17 protein-coding genes are annotated in these 14951 nt (G+C 66.5%); 8 read left to right on the plus strand and 9 right to left on the minus strand.

The window, feature by feature from the left end; genetic code table 11:
* The first annotated feature begins 157 nt into the window (after positions 1–157).
* Together V6X30_RS06205 and V6X30_RS06210 are read left to right on the plus strand one after the other, a co-directional pair.
* Positions 158–700 carry an SHOCT domain-containing protein gene (locus V6X30_RS06205; RefSeq protein WP_367983754.1) on the plus strand — a complete coding sequence of 181 codons (543 nt, stop codon included), beginning with the start codon at positions 158–160 and terminating at the stop codon, positions 698–700.
* Between the two features lie 11 nt (positions 701–711).
* Entirely contained in the window at positions 712–1242 is a 531-nt protein-coding gene (locus V6X30_RS06210; protein WP_367983755.1) for a DUF2058 domain-containing protein, read from the plus strand.
* Here V6X30_RS06210 and V6X30_RS06215 read toward each other — a convergent pair.
* A complete protein-coding gene (locus V6X30_RS06215) occupies positions 1212–3320 on the minus strand; it encodes a S9 family peptidase (protein WP_367983756.1) in 2109 nt (702 codons plus the stop codon). The genes V6X30_RS06210 and V6X30_RS06215 overlap by 31 nt on opposite strands.
* Positions 3321–3337: 17 nt before the next feature.
* Positions 3338–4240: a DMT family transporter gene (locus tag V6X30_RS06220; RefSeq protein ID WP_367983757.1), complete on the minus strand. Its 903-nt coding sequence runs from the start codon at positions 4238–4240 to the stop codon at positions 3338–3340.
* Between the two features lie 136 nt (positions 4241–4376).
* Here V6X30_RS06220 and V6X30_RS06225 point away from each other — a divergent pair, with 136 nt between their 5' ends.
* From V6X30_RS06225 to V6X30_RS06245, 5 genes are read left to right on the plus strand one after another with little or no spacing between them, the layout of a single operon-like run.
* Positions 4377–4841, plus strand: coding sequence for an FKBP-type peptidyl-prolyl cis-trans isomerase (locus tag V6X30_RS06225; protein WP_367983758.1), 465 nt, complete (start codon positions 4377–4379; stop codon positions 4839–4841).
* A 27-nt stretch (positions 4842–4868) separates the two neighbouring features.
* Positions 4869–5648, plus strand: a complete 780-nt coding sequence (locus V6X30_RS06230) for an ABC transporter ATP-binding protein (protein WP_367983759.1) — start codon at positions 4869–4871, stop codon at positions 5646–5648.
* Between the two features lie 3 nt (positions 5649–5651).
* Positions 5652–6356: an ABC transporter ATP-binding protein gene (locus tag V6X30_RS06235; protein WP_367983760.1), complete on the plus strand. Its 705-nt coding sequence runs from the start codon at positions 5652–5654 to the stop codon at positions 6354–6356.
* 6 nt (positions 6357–6362) lie between these two features.
* On the plus strand, positions 6363–7223 hold the full coding sequence (locus V6X30_RS06240; protein WP_367967123.1) for a branched-chain amino acid ABC transporter permease: 861 nt from the start codon (positions 6363–6365) through the stop codon (positions 7221–7223).
* A complete protein-coding gene (locus V6X30_RS06245) occupies positions 7223–8188 on the plus strand; it encodes a branched-chain amino acid ABC transporter permease (RefSeq protein ID WP_367983761.1) in 966 nt (321 codons plus the stop codon). The genes V6X30_RS06240 and V6X30_RS06245 overlap by 1 nt, the downstream gene beginning before the upstream one ends.
* A gap of 280 nt (positions 8189–8468) precedes the next feature.
* On the opposite strand, the gene V6X30_RS06250 is transcribed toward V6X30_RS06245, so the two are convergent.
* The 3 genes from V6X30_RS06250 to V6X30_RS06260 form a co-directional block, all read right to left on the minus strand.
* Positions 8469–9680 carry an ABC transporter substrate-binding protein gene (locus tag V6X30_RS06250; RefSeq protein ID WP_367983762.1) on the minus strand — a complete coding sequence of 404 codons (1212 nt, stop codon included), beginning with the start codon at positions 9678–9680 and terminating at the stop codon, positions 8469–8471.
* A 112-nt stretch (positions 9681–9792) separates the two neighbouring features.
* A complete protein-coding gene (locus tag V6X30_RS06255; RefSeq protein WP_367983763.1) occupies positions 9793–11781 on the minus strand; it encodes an ATP-binding cassette domain-containing protein in 1989 nt (662 codons plus the stop codon).
* Complete coding sequence (locus V6X30_RS06260; RefSeq protein ID WP_367983764.1) at positions 11778–12107, minus strand: putative signal transducing protein; 330 nt, start codon at positions 12105–12107, stop codon at positions 11778–11780. Before V6X30_RS06260 ends, V6X30_RS06255 begins: the two co-directional genes overlap by 4 nt.
* 23 nt (positions 12108–12130) lie before the next feature.
* Between V6X30_RS06260 and V6X30_RS06265 the strand changes: the two genes are divergently transcribed.
* Entirely contained in the window at positions 12131–13000 is an 870-nt protein-coding gene (locus tag V6X30_RS06265) for an ATP-binding protein (protein ID WP_367983765.1), read from the plus strand.
* Here V6X30_RS06265 and V6X30_RS06270 read toward each other — a convergent pair.
* From V6X30_RS06270 to V6X30_RS06285, 4 genes are all read right to left on the minus strand, one after another.
* Positions 12997–13293 carry a ferric reductase-like transmembrane domain-containing protein gene (locus V6X30_RS06270; RefSeq protein ID WP_367983766.1) on the minus strand — a complete coding sequence of 99 codons (297 nt, stop codon included), beginning with the start codon at positions 13291–13293 and terminating at the stop codon, positions 12997–12999. The two genes, V6X30_RS06265 and V6X30_RS06270, sit on opposite strands and share 4 nt — an antisense overlap.
* Entirely contained in the window at positions 13236–13655 is a 420-nt protein-coding gene (locus tag V6X30_RS06275; protein ID WP_367983767.1) for a hypothetical protein, read from the minus strand. Before V6X30_RS06275 ends, V6X30_RS06270 begins: the two co-directional genes overlap by 58 nt.
* Positions 13652–14629: a protein-methionine-sulfoxide reductase catalytic subunit MsrP gene (gene msrP, locus V6X30_RS06280; RefSeq protein WP_367983768.1), complete on the minus strand. Its 978-nt coding sequence runs from the start codon at positions 14627–14629 to the stop codon at positions 13652–13654. The genes V6X30_RS06275 and msrP overlap by 4 nt, the downstream gene beginning before the upstream one ends.
* 69 nt (positions 14630–14698) lie before the next feature.
* Complete coding sequence (locus tag V6X30_RS06285) at positions 14699–14950, minus strand: hypothetical protein (protein ID WP_367983769.1); 252 nt, start codon at positions 14948–14950, stop codon at positions 14699–14701.
* Position 14951 lies beyond the last annotated feature (1 nt).

The raw sequence follows: 14951 nt of genomic DNA on the forward strand, positions 1-14951 counted from the left end.
GGGTCTCCTTTGCTGGTTTTTGATGAAAGGAAATCACTCGATTCAACGCTCAAACCGTACCCTTTGAGTCCGGTTTTGGCCATAGCAGGCTGGCCAATCGCCGCCCTCATCAGCAATACTTCGCGGGTTAACGAACTCATACCGACCGGAGTCGCCGATGACCGCCCGTACCGTATTCATTAATTGCGCTTGCCTGTTGCTGCTCACGGGCTGCGGAGCCAACCTGGACCTGTCCACGGCGAACCTGGGTCTGGGGACTGCCGGTTCGGCCCAGGCCGTACCAACGGAAGCGAGCGAAGTCGTCATCGGTACGGAACCACCCGATTTTGATGCCAGGAGCACGGGCAGACATCGCGGGATCGCCCGCGCCAACTGCAACTCAAGCAGCAGTGTCGAGGAGGCCCGGCAAGAGGCACTTGAACTGCTGCGCCGGCGCGCTGCCAATAACGGAGCGGATTATATACGCCTGACCGGTTCCGGCAGCATCGACGAGCGCGGATCCTGTCTGGATGGATTCTTTCGCCTCGACGGCGTGGGCTTTGCCGAGCTGACGGCAACCCGTCAGGCGGATAGCGGGATGAGTCCCGCCGATACGCTCACCTCCCGGCTTGAGGAGCTCGACGCCCTGCTCGACCGGGGCCTGATCAACCAGACCGAGTATGACCAGCTTCGCCAGCAGGTCCTCGACGAGCCGTACTGAAGGCAGCCGAGATGAGTGACAGCCTTCGCGATCAAATGCTCAAGGCGGGTCTTATCGACGAACAATCGGTCAAGAAAACCCGCAGCAGCAAGCGCAAGAAGCGCCGGCGCGGCGAGGCCGACGCCGAACAGAGCGCCGCCAGCGAGGCGGCTGCCCGGCGCGAGGCCGACCGACGCGCGCGCGATCGCACGCTCAACGCCCGGCGCCAGGAGGAGCGCAAGCAGGAGGCCGACGAAAAGGCGGCGCGGCAGATGGTGATCGACAGCGAGATCGCCCACGATGGCGAGGAGCGCTTTCAGTTCAGCCATAATGGCCGCATCCGTCCCATCCATGTCAGCGCCGCCCAGCGCCGTGAACTCGCCAGTGGCAAGCTTGCCATCGCCCGAACGCGGGGACGTTACCGGCTCATCCCGGGGGATATTGTCGAGAAGGTCCGCAGCCGGGCGCCATTCCTCATCGCCTGGACCGCCGCGGACAGCGACGCCGGCGACGAGGACGACGCCTATGCCGATCACCCGGTCCCCGACGATCTCATGTGGTAGATCAAGAAGGCGTAGCGGTAGGCGACCTCCTCGAGAAACTGGAATCGCCCGCCCGGACCGCCATGGCCGGCGCTCATGTTGGTATGCAGCAGCACCGTCCCCGATGGTTCACCCTCGCTGCGCAGGCGCGCCACCCACTTCGCGGGCTCCCAGTAGGTCACCCGCGGGTCGGAGACCCCGGCGGTGACCAGCAGATGCGGGTACGGCCGTGGCGCCACATTGTCATAGGGTGAGTAGGCGGCGATCCCGGCGTAGGCCGCGGGATCCTCGATGGGATTGCCCCATTCGGGCCACTCCGGTGGCGTCAGCGGCAGATCCGGATCGAGCATGGTGTTGAGTACATCCACAAACGGCACATCCGCCACCGCGGCCTGGAACAGCTCCGGGCGCAGATTGAGCACGGCGCCGACCAGCATGCCGCCGGCACTGCCGCCATGCGCGGCAATGCGCCCGACGCCGGTGTAACCCGCCTCAATAAGTGCCTCGGCACAGGCGATATAGTCGCTGAAGGTATTGCGCTTCGCCGCCTGTCGCCCCTCCCGATACCAGCGATAACCCCGCTCGCGTCCCCCGCGCACATGGGCGATGGCATAGACAAAGCCCCGGTCCACCAGCGATAGCCGGTTGGGGCTGAATCCGGGCAGCTCGCTGATGCCATAAGCACCGTAGCCATAGAGCAGCAGGGGCGTATCGGCATCGGGTGCCACGTCGCGGTGGTGGAACAGGGAGATCGGTACCGACTCCCCATCCGGCGCCGTCGCCATCAGACGCCGCGTGACATAGGACTCGGGATCGTGTCCGGATGGGACCTCCTGGGTCTTGCGCAGCGTCCGCTCGCGACGGCGCATGTCGTAGTCGAACACCTGGGCAGGCCGGGCGAACCCGCTCATGGCAAAGCGCAGCGTATCGGTGTCGTACTCAAGCCCGGGCATCACACCCACCTCGATACAGGGGTCGGGCTGTTCGATGACATGTTCCTCGCCGGCATCGAGGCGGCGGATGACGATGCGCGACTCGGCATCCTCCAGCTCCTGGCGGACCAGCCAGTCGGCGAACACCACCATCCCCTCGATGAGCCGGCCCGGACGATGGGCAACCAGCGGCACCCAGGCATCGCGCCCGGTGGCGCCGATCGGCGCGCGGGCAATGCAGAAATCCTCCGCGCCACCGGCGTTGGTGAGGATGAACCAGTCATCGCCATGGTCACTCACCGAGTACTCCACATCCCGCTCGCGCTCGGCGATGAGCCGCGGCTCGGCGGTCGGATCGTCGGCCGGCAGCCAGCGCACCTCCGAGGTGGTGTGGTCGTGGCTGTCGATCAACAGATAGCGCCCGCTCTCCGTGCGATCCACGCCCAGAAAGAAGCCGGGATCCCGCTCGGTATAGACCAGCTCATCCGACTCGGCCGGCATGCCAACGCGATGGCGATAGACCCAGCGGGGCCGATGCTCGTCATCGATCACGGTGTAGAGAAAGCTCTCGCCGTCATTGGCCCAGGCCATATCGCCCCGGGCCGGATGGATGACCTCGTGCAGATCGTCGCCGGTGGCAAGGTCACGAACCCGGATCGAGAATGCCTCCGCGCCGGAGCGATCACTGGCCCAGGCGAGATAGCGATGATCGGGGCTATGCGCCGCACCGCCGAGCCGGAAGTACTCAGTACCGGCCGCCTCGCTATCGCCGTCGAACAGGACCTGCTCTTCCCCGCCATCCCGTGGATGCCGACACAGCAGCGGGTGCTGACCGCCCTCGCGGTAGCGCGAGTAGTAGGCCCAGGGGCCCTCCGGTGCTGGCACGCTGCTGTCATCCTCGCGGATGCGGCCCCGCAGCTCGGTGACCAGCGACTGGCGCAGCGGCTCGAGCGGGTTCATCACCGATTCAGCGTAGCGGTTCTCCGCCTCGAGGTAGTCGCGAATCGCCGGATCCAGGCGCTCCGGGTCGACCATGGCATCGCGCCAGTGGGCATCACGCAGCCAGGCGTAGGGGTCGGTACGCGTCACGCCGTGGCGGGTATCAGTGATTGGCCGGCGCATGGCAAGCGGCGGCCGGATCGCGCCGGATCCCGGTCGATCGGTCATCCAGGTCACTCCTTGGGTTAAACGGGCCAGGCCTGTCGCTCGGCCCGCAGGGCCAGCGAGGCATGCACGGTCACAGTGGTCAGGATGAGCGCGCCGCCTGCCAATGTCAGGCTCGGCACCGCCTCGCCGAGCAACCACCAGACCCAGATCGGGCCGAGGATGGTCTCGATGAGCAGGCAGAGGCTGACCTCCGGCGAGGGCAGATAGCGCGTCGCAACGGTGAGCAACACAGTGGCCAATGGCATCTGAAACAGGCCCATCACGCCGATCACTGCATAGCTCGACACCGAGAGACTGAATGGATCGGCGAAAGGAATGGCCATGGTGCCGGCAATCGCCCCGCTGACGCAGACCAGCGGCAGCCGCGGGACCGCGGGGAAGCGGCGCAGGATCGTTAATTGCGCGCCGACGGTCATCGCCAGCAGCAGCGCCAGGCTGTCGCCCAGCACCGAGCCTCCCTGCAGCCCGCCCCCGAACACCACCACCACGCCGATGACGGCGAGCGCGATGGCCGCCCAGGTGCGCAGGGGCACCTGCTCGCGCAGGAAGATCCGCGAGAACAGCGCGGCGAAAAATGGCGAAGCGGCGAGGATCACCACGGTGTTGGCCGCCGCTGTGTGAGTCACCGAGAGCACGAACAGCGTCGTGTTGCCCGAGAGCAGCACCACTGAGGCGGCGATAAGCCAGCGATCACGTCGCCCCGGGGGAAGCCTCAAGCGCTTGCCGCTGACCAGCATCCATGCCCCGAGTGACAGGCAGATCAGCCAGCCGCGCCAGAACACGATATCCCAGTGCGGCGCATCCGCGAGGCGCACCATCAGCGCATCGAAACTGATCAGCAGCACGGCACCCAGCGCAATCGCCAGGCCGCGGCCATGCGCTGCCGGTCCGCTCAAGCCGATTTGATCCGCCGCTGCCATCAGCCATGCATCTCCCTGAAAAGATAGACGGCAGAGCCTATCCCCCAAGGCAGTGAATGGCCAGCCAGACGCGTTTGTTCGGCACAAACCGGACGTTTACACTACGCGGTCACACATAATCGACTCAGAGGTCTTCATGCAGATCGAAAAGAACGCGGTGGTTGCCATCGACTACACCCTGCGCGACACCGAGGGCGAGGTGCTCGACGCATCGCCGGACGGCCAGCCACTGCAGTATCTGCATGGTGCCGGCAATATCATCCCCGGCCTCGAAAAGGCCCTCGAGGGCAAGACCACCGGCGATGATCTGGATGTGAGCATCCCCCCGGAGGAGGCCTACGGTGAGCGTGACGACCGCCTGCAGCAGGATGTCCCGCGCAGCATGTTCGAGGGTGTCGACAACGTCGAGACGGGCATGCGCTTCCAGGCTCAGACCCAGTCGGGCACCCAGGTGGTGACCGTGGCCGCCGTCAGCGGTGACAGCGTGACGGTGGACGCCAACCATCCGCTCGCCGGGCAGACGCTGAACTTCAAGGTCAAGGTCTCCGACGTGCGCGAGGCCTCGGACGAGGAAATCGAGCACGGCCACGTGCACGAGTAGGATCAGCCAACAGCGGGGGGCGACAACGTGATCGAAATCGAGCGGATTTCCCGGGCATTCGGTGGCCTGCAGGCGGTCCGTGAGGTCTCTTTCACGGTGGCCGAGGGCAGCATCACGGGGCTGATCGGCCCCAACGGCGCCGGCAAGTCGACGCTGTTCGGCATGGTCGCCGGCGCCCTTCCCCCGGACAGCGGCCGTATTCGGCTGCAGGGCGAGGACATCACCGGCCTGCCCACCCACGCGCTCTTCCACAAGGGGCTGGTGCGCACCTTCCAGATCCCGCACGAGTTCTCGCGCATGACCGTGCGCGAGAACCTCATGATCGTCCCCGCCCGCCAGGCGGGCGAGAGCCTGCTGCGGAGCTGGCTGCAGTGGTGGAGCGTCGTCCGGGAGGACCGTGCAATCCTGCGCCAGGCCGATGAGGTGCTGGAGTTCCTCGAGATCAGCCATCTGCGCGATGAACTGGCCGGCAACCTCTCCGGCGGCCAGAAGAAACTCCTCGACCTGGGCCGAACCATGATGACCGACGCCAAGGCCGTTCTGCTCGACGAGCCCGGCGCCGGGGTCAACCGCACACTGCTCGGCAAACTCGCCGAGGCCATCGAGCGGCTCAACCGCGAGCGCGGCTATACCTTCTGTGTCATCGAGCACGACATGGACCTGATCGCCCGGCTCTGCGACCCGGTCATGGTGATGGCCAACGGCGAGCTGATCGCCCAGGGCGACATGGCCACGCTGCGCGAGAATCCGCAGGTGCGGGAAGCCTATCTGGGCACCGGCACCAGCGGCGGCATTGGAGCGGCCTGAGGCATGAGTCTTCTACAAGCAAGCGGCCTTTACGCGGGCTACGGCGGTGTGGACATCCTCCGCGGCACCAATCTGCGGGTGGAAGCCGACGAAATCGTGGTCATCGTCGGCCCCAACGGCGCCGGCAAATCCACCGCCATGAAGGCGGTGTTCGGCCTCGTGCCAATCCGCGAGGGGCGCGTGGAGTACATGGGCGAGGACATCACCAACCGCCCGCCGGAGCGCATGGTCACCCGCGGCATTGCCTACGTCCCGCAGGAGTCCAACGTGTTTCCGTCGCTCAGCGTGCTGGAGAACCTCGAGCTAGGCGCCTATGCGCTGAGCGGCGATCATCGCCCGCGCATGGAGAAGATCTTCGAGATCTTCCCGCGGCTCAAGGAGCGGCGCCATCAGCAGGCGGGCGTGATGTCCGGCGGCGAGCGGCAGATGGTGGCCATGGGCCGGGCGCTTATGGTCGACCCGCACCTGCTGATGCTCGATGAGCCGACCGCGGGGCTCGCGCCACGGCTCATCGACGAGACCTTCGAGCGCATCAAGGGCATCAACCAGCTCGGCATCGGCGTGCTCATGGTCGAGCAGAACGCCCGCCAGGCGCTGGCCGCCGCCGACCGCGGCTACGTGCTCGCCACCGGCGAGAATCGCTACGAAGACACCGGCCCCGCCCTCCTCGCCAACCCCGAGGTGGCAGAAATGTTCCTGGGCGGATAACAGGCAATGATCGAGTTCATCCAGCTCCTCATCAACGGCATCCTGCTCGGCAGTATTCTGGCGCTGGGCGCCGTCGGGGCGACCATGATCTTCGGTGTGCTGCGCTTCGCGCACTTCGCCCACGGCGATCTGATGGCCATCGGCGCCTATTTCGCGCTGACGGTGGTGACCGTGTTCAACCTGCCGGTGCTCGCCGCCCTGCCCGTGGCCATGCTCCTCACCGCGGGGCTTGCCGTGGGCATCGACCAGGTGGTCTACCGCCGCATCCGCCGGGTGCAGCCGGTCATCCTGCTGATCGCCTCGTTCGCCACCGCCCTGGTCCTGCGCTCGTTCATCCAGATGGTCTGGGGCAGCAGCAACCAGGTCTACCAGACGGGCATCCAGCTCCCCTGGCGCATCGGGCCGCTCACGCTCAAACCCGATCACCTGCTGATCTTCATCGCCGCCACCGTGCTGGTGATCGGCGTGCATCTGTTCCTCACCCGCACGAAGATGGGCAAGGCCATGCGGGCGATGAGCGACAACATGAACCTGGCCCTGGTCACCGGCATCCCCGCCGATCGGGTGATCATGTGGACCTGGGTCATCGGCGGCGCGCTGGCCGCGGCGGCCGGCGTGTTCCTCGGCATGGATACGCGGCTGCATCCGGTCATGGGCTGGACCCTGCTGCTGCCGATCTTCGCGGCCACCATCCTCGGCGGCATCGGCCGGCCCTACGGCGCCATTCTCGGCGGGCTGGTGATCGGCTGCGCGATGGAGCTCTCCACGCTCATCATCCCCGGCTCGTACAAACCGGCGGTGGCCTTCGCGATCATGGTGGTCACGCTGATCTTCCGGCCGCAGGGGATCATCAAGGGGTCGGTGTAATGGAACTTGCTGGACTGGGCGCCTACGCCCTCTTCTTCCTCAATCTGGTGGGCATCTACGCCATCATGGCGCTGGGGCTGAACATGCAATGGGGCATGACCGGGCAGTTCAATATCGGCATCGCGGGGTTCTTTGCCGTCGGCGCCTATACCACGGCCATTCTCACCACTGGCCCTTCGGACAACTGGCTGGGCGGGTTCAACCTGCCCTTCCTGGTCGGGCTCGTCGGCTCGGTGCTGGTCTGCCTGCCAATCGCCTGGGCGGTCGGGCGCATCACCGCGCGACTGCGTACCGATTACCTCGCCATCGCCACCATCGGTATCGCCGAGATCATCCGGCTGTTCTTCCTCAACGAGGGGTGGCTCAGCAACGGCACCCGCGGCATCCCGGGCATCCAGAAGCCGTTCGGCGTTGGCAATGGCGGTTACCTGATCGTGGTCGCGGCCTTCGTGGGACTGACCTGGCTGGCGGTGGAAATCGCCCGGCGCTCGCCCTGGGGCCGGGTCCTGCGGGCCATCCGCGACAACGAACCCGCCACCGCGGCGGCCGGCAAGGACATCGCGCGTTTCCGGCTGCAGGCCTTCGTGGTGGGATCCTGCATCATGGCGCTGGGCGGCGGGCTCTATGCCCACTTCGTCGGCTTTGTCAGCCCCGAGGCCTTCCGCCCGCTCTACGGCACCTTCCTGGTCTGGGTCATGCTGATCGCCGGCGGCAGCGGCAACAATCTCGGCGCCATGCTCGGCGCCCTGGTGGTCTGGCTGATCTGGTCGTCCACCGAGATGCTCGCCGGTCTGGTACCCACGGCGCTGATCGGCAGCGAGAGCGCCTTCCGCGTGTTCCTCATCGGCATCCTGCTACAGATCATCCTGGTCAGCCGGCCGCAGGGACTTCTGCCCGAGAAGCGGCCACCGATGCCGGGCGAGCGTGGCGCGAGTGTGGGAAAGGGCCACTCCGTCAGGGATTGACCTCCTCCACGTGGCCTAAGGTCGGCGGACAATCCCTGACGGATCGGCCCTTCCCCTCACGACCACGCCGACCGGGAGCGACAGCCTCCGCGCGACCTGAAGCCGGCGGTCACTCGCTGACAGATCAGCTACTGAATCGGCAACGGGCACAACGACCGCGCCATCATGGACTCATCGCCGACTTTAGGCCACGTAGAGGCGATGAGTCCGTGATGGCGCGGTCGCAGCAAGCCCGATACCGCCGACTGCACCCAAGGCGAAGCCGGCGGCCATTGGCGTCTTACATGGACGGCTCGAAGACCTCCACGGTCACATACTCGCCATCTTCGATGACCCAATGGCCAAAGGTGCCGGCGACATCTCCGTTGGCGTCGTAGTCGACGCTGCCGGAAGCACCCTGGTAGTTGATCGGCTCACCCGCGTTGACGAGCTCCACGGCCACGTCAAACTGACCCGGCCCGACAACCATGCCCTCGGGGTCATTGACCGCGCGCAGATGGTCGCGGATCGCCACCGGGTCGGTGCTGTTCGCCACCAGGGCCGCCAGCGCGATGGTGTAGACCGCGTCGTAGGCGGTGTCGATGTAGGGCACCGGCGGCAGCTCGCCATAGCTCGCCTCATAGGCGCTGCGGAAATGCTGGGCCGCGTCCGTGTCATCACGGGCCTCCGGCACCGTGCCGAAACTGCCGTTCAGGAACTGCGCGCCGAGGTTTTCGACGATCTGCGGCGACTTCATGCCGTCGGTGAACATGAACTGGCTGAAGTAGCCCCCTTCCAGCGCCTGACGCAGGATGGTCTGGCCGTTCTCCGGATAACCGATCAGCAGCAGCGGCGATTCGCCATCGGAGACCTGGCTGAGCTCACCCCGGTAGGAGGCCATGCCCGGCTCGTAGCCGGTGCGGCCGACCACGCTGCCACCGGCCGATTCAAAGGCCTCGGTGAAGGCATCGGCAAGGCCTTCGCCATAGTCGTTGTTGATGTAGAGGATGGCAACGCTGTCAACTCCCTCGTCCGCCGCGATCGAGGCGAGCGCGGTGCCCTGGAAGGCATCCGACGGCGTGGTGCGGAACAGGAAGTCATCATCCTCGAGCGTGGTCATCACCGGGGAGGTGGAGGCACCGGAGATCTGCGGCACGCCCTCCACGGAAGTGACACTGCTCGCCACGGGAATCGTCACGCCGCTGGAGAGCGCGCCGACGATCGCCGAGACATTCTGCACGGACACCAGCCGCTGGGCGGCATCGACACCGGCCTGCGGCTCGGTCTGGGTATCGGCGATCTCGATGACCACCTCCTGACCCATGACACCGCCCTCGGCGTTGATCTCGCTGGCGGCCAGTTCGATGCCGTTGCGCGAACTCTCACCATAGGCCTGCAGATCGCCGGTGAGGGGCAGCAGCGCACCGATGCGCAGCTCCGCCTCAGCAGCACCCGCGGCCATGACCAGGGACAGGGCGCCCACCGCGCCCGCTAGCTTGCCGTTTATTCTCATGTCCAACACTCCGCTGGATAACTGTGGATTGGGCAGTGTTTGAGAATACGCAGCCCGGCGACGGAAGGCAAAGCGGCCCGAGCCCTGCGCTGGCGACGCGAAGCGGGCGCGATCAGGCGCTCTGCCCGGCGCCGGACTCGGCCTCACCGCGGGCGGTTTCCAGCGCCTCTTCAGCCTCCATCCACTCGGTCTCGGCATCGGCCTTGTCACGACGCAAACGCCCCTGCTCGCGCAGCAGATCATTGAGGGCGTCATTGGCCGAGTCGGCATACAGCGCCGGATCGGCGAGCCGGGTCTCGACCTCCCCCAGCGCCGCATCCAGCTTCTCGATCCGCGCCTCAGCGGCCCGGACGCGTTTCTCCAGCGGCCGCAGCGCCGCCTTGGCCTGTGCCACCGCCTGACGCCGGGCACGTCGCTCGTCACGCGATTGACTGACCGCTGGCGGCTCGGCCGGAGCCGTTGCCGGCGCTGAGCTGTCCTCCCCGCTCGCGGCCGCCTGGCCGGCTTCCCGCGCGGCACGACGGGTCTCGCGCTCGTCCCGCGCCAGCCAGCGCCGATAGTCATCGAGGTCACCCTTGAAGGCAGTGACGCCCCCGCCGGCCACCAGCCAGTAATCGGCCACCGTGCTCTCGAGCAGGTAGCGGTCATGGGAGACCACCACCACGGCACCCTCGAAGCCCTGCAAGGCCAGATTGAGGGCGTGGCGCATCTCCAGATCGAGATGGTTGGTGGGCTCATCGAGGAGCAGCAGGTTGGGCGCCTGCCAGACCAGCATGGCCAGGACCAGCCGCGCCTTCTCACCGCCGGAGAACGGCGCGACCGGATCCAGCGCCTGATCGCCGTTGAAGTCGAAGCCGCCGAGGAAGTCCCGCAGCCGCTGCGGCTCGGCATCGGGGCTGATGCGCTGGAGGTGCAGCACGGGACTCGCCTGCGGGTCGAGCTGCTCGAGCTGGTGCTGGGCGAAGTAGCCCACCCGCAGGTTCCGCGCCTGCTGAATACGCCCATCGAGCGGCGCCAGATCACCGGCAAGGACCCGGATCAGCGTCGACTTGCCGGCACCGTTACGCCCCAGCAGACCGATGCGATCGCCGGGCGCCAGCGTCTGACGCAGCCCGGCGAGGATCGGCGTGTCGCCATAACCCAGGCTGAGGTCCTCGAAGCCGATCAGCGGATTACCGGCGGCCGGCGCCGCGGGAAAGTCGAAGTAGAAGGGCGAGTCGACATGGGCCGGGGCCACCCGCTCCATGCGCTCAAGCGCCTTGATCCGGCTCTGCGCGGCCCGGGCCTTGGTGGCCTTGGCGCGAAAGCGGTCGATGAACCGCTCCATATGGGCAATCTCACGCTGCTGGCGCTCGTAGAGCGCCTGCTGCTGGGCAAGACGCTCGGCGCGCTGGCGCTCGAAGGCGCTGTAGCCGCCGTTGTAGTGATGCAGCCGGCGGTGCTCGATGTGCACGATCCCCTCGGCCACGTTATCGAGGAAATCCCGGTCATGGGCGATGAGAATGAGCGTGCCCTGATAGGCCTGAAGCCACTGCTCGAGCCAGAGCACCGTCTCCAGATCCAGGTGGTTGGTCGGCTCATCGAGCAGCAGCAGATCGGAGGGCGCCATCAGCGCCCGTGCCAGATTGAGCCGCACCCGCCAGCCACCGGAGAAGGCCGCCACGGGCTGTGTCTGCACCGCCGACTCAAAGCCCAGACCATGGAGCAGCGCGCCGGCCCGGGCCCGGGCATCATAGCCACCCGCCGACTCCAGATCGGCATGGGCATGGGCGATGCGCTCGCCCTCACCACTCTCCTGTGCCGCCTCCACCTCCGCCTCGGCGGCGCGCAGGCGCTCATCCCCGTCGAGCACGAACTCGATCGCGGGCCTCGGCAGTCCGGGCGTCTCCTGCGCCATCCAGGCCAGCCGCCAGTCCGCCGGCATCGAGACCTCGCCGGCATCCACCGTGAGCTCCCCGCGCAACAGGGCGAAGAGGGTGCTCTTGCCGGTGCCGTTGGCCCCCACCAGGCCCAGCTTGCTGCCCGCATGCACCGTGAGCCTGGCGTCCTCGAGCAGCGGATCGGGACCGCGGCGGAGCGTGATGTTGCTTAGCTGGATCAATCCGGATACTCCCCGCAGCGCCAGCACTGGGCAAACTGCCCCTCAATGGTCTCGCCACAGCCCGGACAGACCCACGGCGCCGGCGCCGGCCCGGCGGGCTCGACCACCTCATCAATCAGGCGCCGCGCCACCGCCGCATCGTCGGCATCCACCCAGATCTCAGGCCAGGCCTCCAGCGGCGGGATCTCGCCGGCACCGCCCACCAGATGGCGGTTGCGGACAAAGCAATGGATCCCGCGCTCGCTGAGGATGGATTCGATATGGCCGGCGATGAGCGGGTCGGCGACCGTAAAGACGCGCTCCAGGTTGCCCGCTGCCTTTTCCATGGCGAGAGGCTAACATAGGCCGGATGAATGACCTCGAGAGAATCGCCGACCGCCTGGACAGCCTGCTCGATCGGGTGGAGTTGCTCCTCCCGCCAACGCCCGCCGGGATCGACTGGGAACGCAGCCACGCCGCGCGCTGGATCCATGGCGCCAATGGCGGCGGGCTGGAGCCCGTGCCAAACACCCACCCGATCCGCCTGGACGCCCTGCAGCATATCGGGCGCCAGCGCGATGCGGCCGACCTCAACACCCGGCAGTTCCTGGCGGGTCTGCCCGCCAATAATGTGCTCCTCTCCGGTGCCCGCGGCACGGGCAAGTCATCGCTCGTCAAGGCGCTACTGAATGAATACGCCGCCGAGGGACTGCGACTGATCGAGGTCGAGCCGCAGTATCTGGTGGAGCTGCCGCGCATCATCGCCGCGGTGGCCCAACGCCCGGAGCGCTTCATCCTGTTCTGCGACGACCTCTCCTTCGAGGCCGATGACCCGAGCTACAAGGCGCTCAAGGCGGCCCTGGACGGCTCCATCGCGGCGCCACCCGACAATCTGCTGATCTACGCCACTTCCAACCGCCGCCATCTTCTGCCGGAATACTTCTCGGAGAATGAACAGGTACGCATGGTCGACGGCGAAATCCATCCCGGCGAGGCGGTGGAAGAGAAGATCTCACTGTCCGAGCGGTTCGGCCTGTGGCTCTCCTTCCAGCCCTTCGATCAGCAACGCTATCTCGATATCTGCGCGGCCTGGATTGGCGAGCTGCAGGCACCACCCGCCCCACCGATGTCGGACTGGCGGGCCGACGCGCTGCGCTTTGCCCTCGAACGCGGCTCGCGGAGTGGTCGCGTGGCGTGGCAGTTCGCACGCCACTGGGTGGGATCCAGAGGGCTCGTTTAGCCTGCCCTCTGCGGCCGCCGTCGCCAGACCCGCCATGCCAGAAAAACCGCCACCAGGCCCGCGTAGATCAGCGGCTCGGTCCAGCGGTTGGCGCGAATGATCCAGAAAAAATGCACCAGCCCCAGGACCGCCGCAGGGTAGACCAGCCAATGCAGGCGCTTCCAGTTACGCCCGAGCCGTCGGATCCAGCCCTGAGTCGAGGTCAGCGCCAGTGGCAGCATGAGCAGGAGCGCGCTCATGCCCACCAGGATGAACGGGCGATCCGCGATGTCGGCGAGAATCGTCGAGAGCACCAGACTGTGCTCGAAGAGCGCATAGACAGGAAATGCGAGGCCGCGTAGAAAAACGCCCAGAGCCCGACCTGGCGACGCAGCCGGATCACCCAGGCGGCGCCGGTCAGCCAACGCAGGGGCGTGACCGCGAGCGTGAGCACAAGAAAGCGCAGCGCCCACAGGCCGGACTGGTTGAGCAGCGTCTCGACGGGATTGACGCCCAGATCACCGCGCAAAAGGCCGCTGATGAGCAGAGCGGCCGGGAGGGCGCACACCGCAAACAGGGCGAGCCGGATGAACCGCATCCAGCCTTTCGAAGGCGGACGGACTAGCGCCGGTGCCACCGCCGCCAGCCAGCCATTGGAAGCGCGGACGCTGCTCAATAGTACTTGCGCAGATCCATGCCCGCGTAGAGGTCGGCCACCTCCTCCTGATAGCCGTTGAACATCAGCGTATCCTGCTTGAAGAACTCGCCGATGCGACGCTCACGGGCCTGGCTCCAGCGCGGGTGATTCACGTTCGGGTTCACGTTGGCGTAGAAGCCGTACTCGTTGGGGGCGAGCAGGTTCCAGGTGGTCGCCGGCTCCGTCTCCTGGAAGTGAATGCGCACGATCGACTTGATGCTCTTGAACCCGTACTTCCACGGCACCACAAGCCGGATCGGCGCGCCGTTCTGCGAAGGCATCTCCTTGCCGTAGAGCCCCGTCGCGAGGATCGTCAGGGGGTTCATCGCCTCATCCATGCGCAGGCCCTCGGTGTAGGGCCAGTCGATGCTCGCGAGAAAGCTCATCCCCCGTGCGCGCTGGGCCGGAAAGATCTGCGGATCGTACTTCGTGTAGAACTTCACGTACTTCGCCCGCGAGGTCGGATTGGCGCGGCGGATCACCTCAGCGAGCGGCACACCCGCCCAGGGAATCACCATGGACCAGGCCTCCACGCAGCGCAGCCGGTAGATGCGCTCCTCCACGGTCAGCCCGCTCAGGAAATCCTCGAGGCCAAACTCACCGGTATTCTCGGCCTCCCCGCTGACCGTGACCGTCCAGGGGCGATGCGCCAGGCGACCCGGCGCGAGGCGCATCGGATCCTCCTTGCCGGAGCCGAACTCGTAGAAGTTGTTGTAGGTGGTGATCTCCTCGTAGGTGTTCAGCGACTCATCGGTGCTGAAATCGCTGCCGGGCAGATCGCCAAGCGGCTCGAGATCTTCCATGGGCTTCGCCACACTCCAGGCCGGCGCCAGCAGGGTGCCGGCCGCGGCCAGCGCCGAGGTGCGCAGGAAACGCCGGCGGTCGCGGTAGAGCGACTCCGGCGTGATCTCGGAAGGGCGCACATCACTTGCCCGGCGTCGTTTGATGAGCATCCGACTTCCCTCTGCGTTCATTCACTTGGCTGATCAGACCCCCAACGATGGCCGGAGTTCGGCGGCGGATCAAGCACCCGTCGCCGCGGGATAGAGCCTGGGGAACCATTGTTCGGCCGCATCCGTCGGAAAGCTCAGCCTGACCTTGCCGCGCGGCGTATCCGAGACGAGAAGCCCCATTTCCAGCAGACGATAAAGGACCTCACGGCCCTTGCGGTCACGAAAGCCGGTGAGGGTCGCGACACGACCGCGTTCGAAATAGCAAATAATTGAACAGTTTAATGATTTTAGAAACGCGCATCGTGCCACTGATTCCGCCACT

The sequence above is a fragment of the Spiribacter sp. 1M189 genome (genome assembly GCF_040838345.1).
GTDB classification, from domain to species: domain Bacteria; phylum Pseudomonadota; class Gammaproteobacteria; order Nitrococcales; family Nitrococcaceae; genus Spiribacter; species Spiribacter insolitus.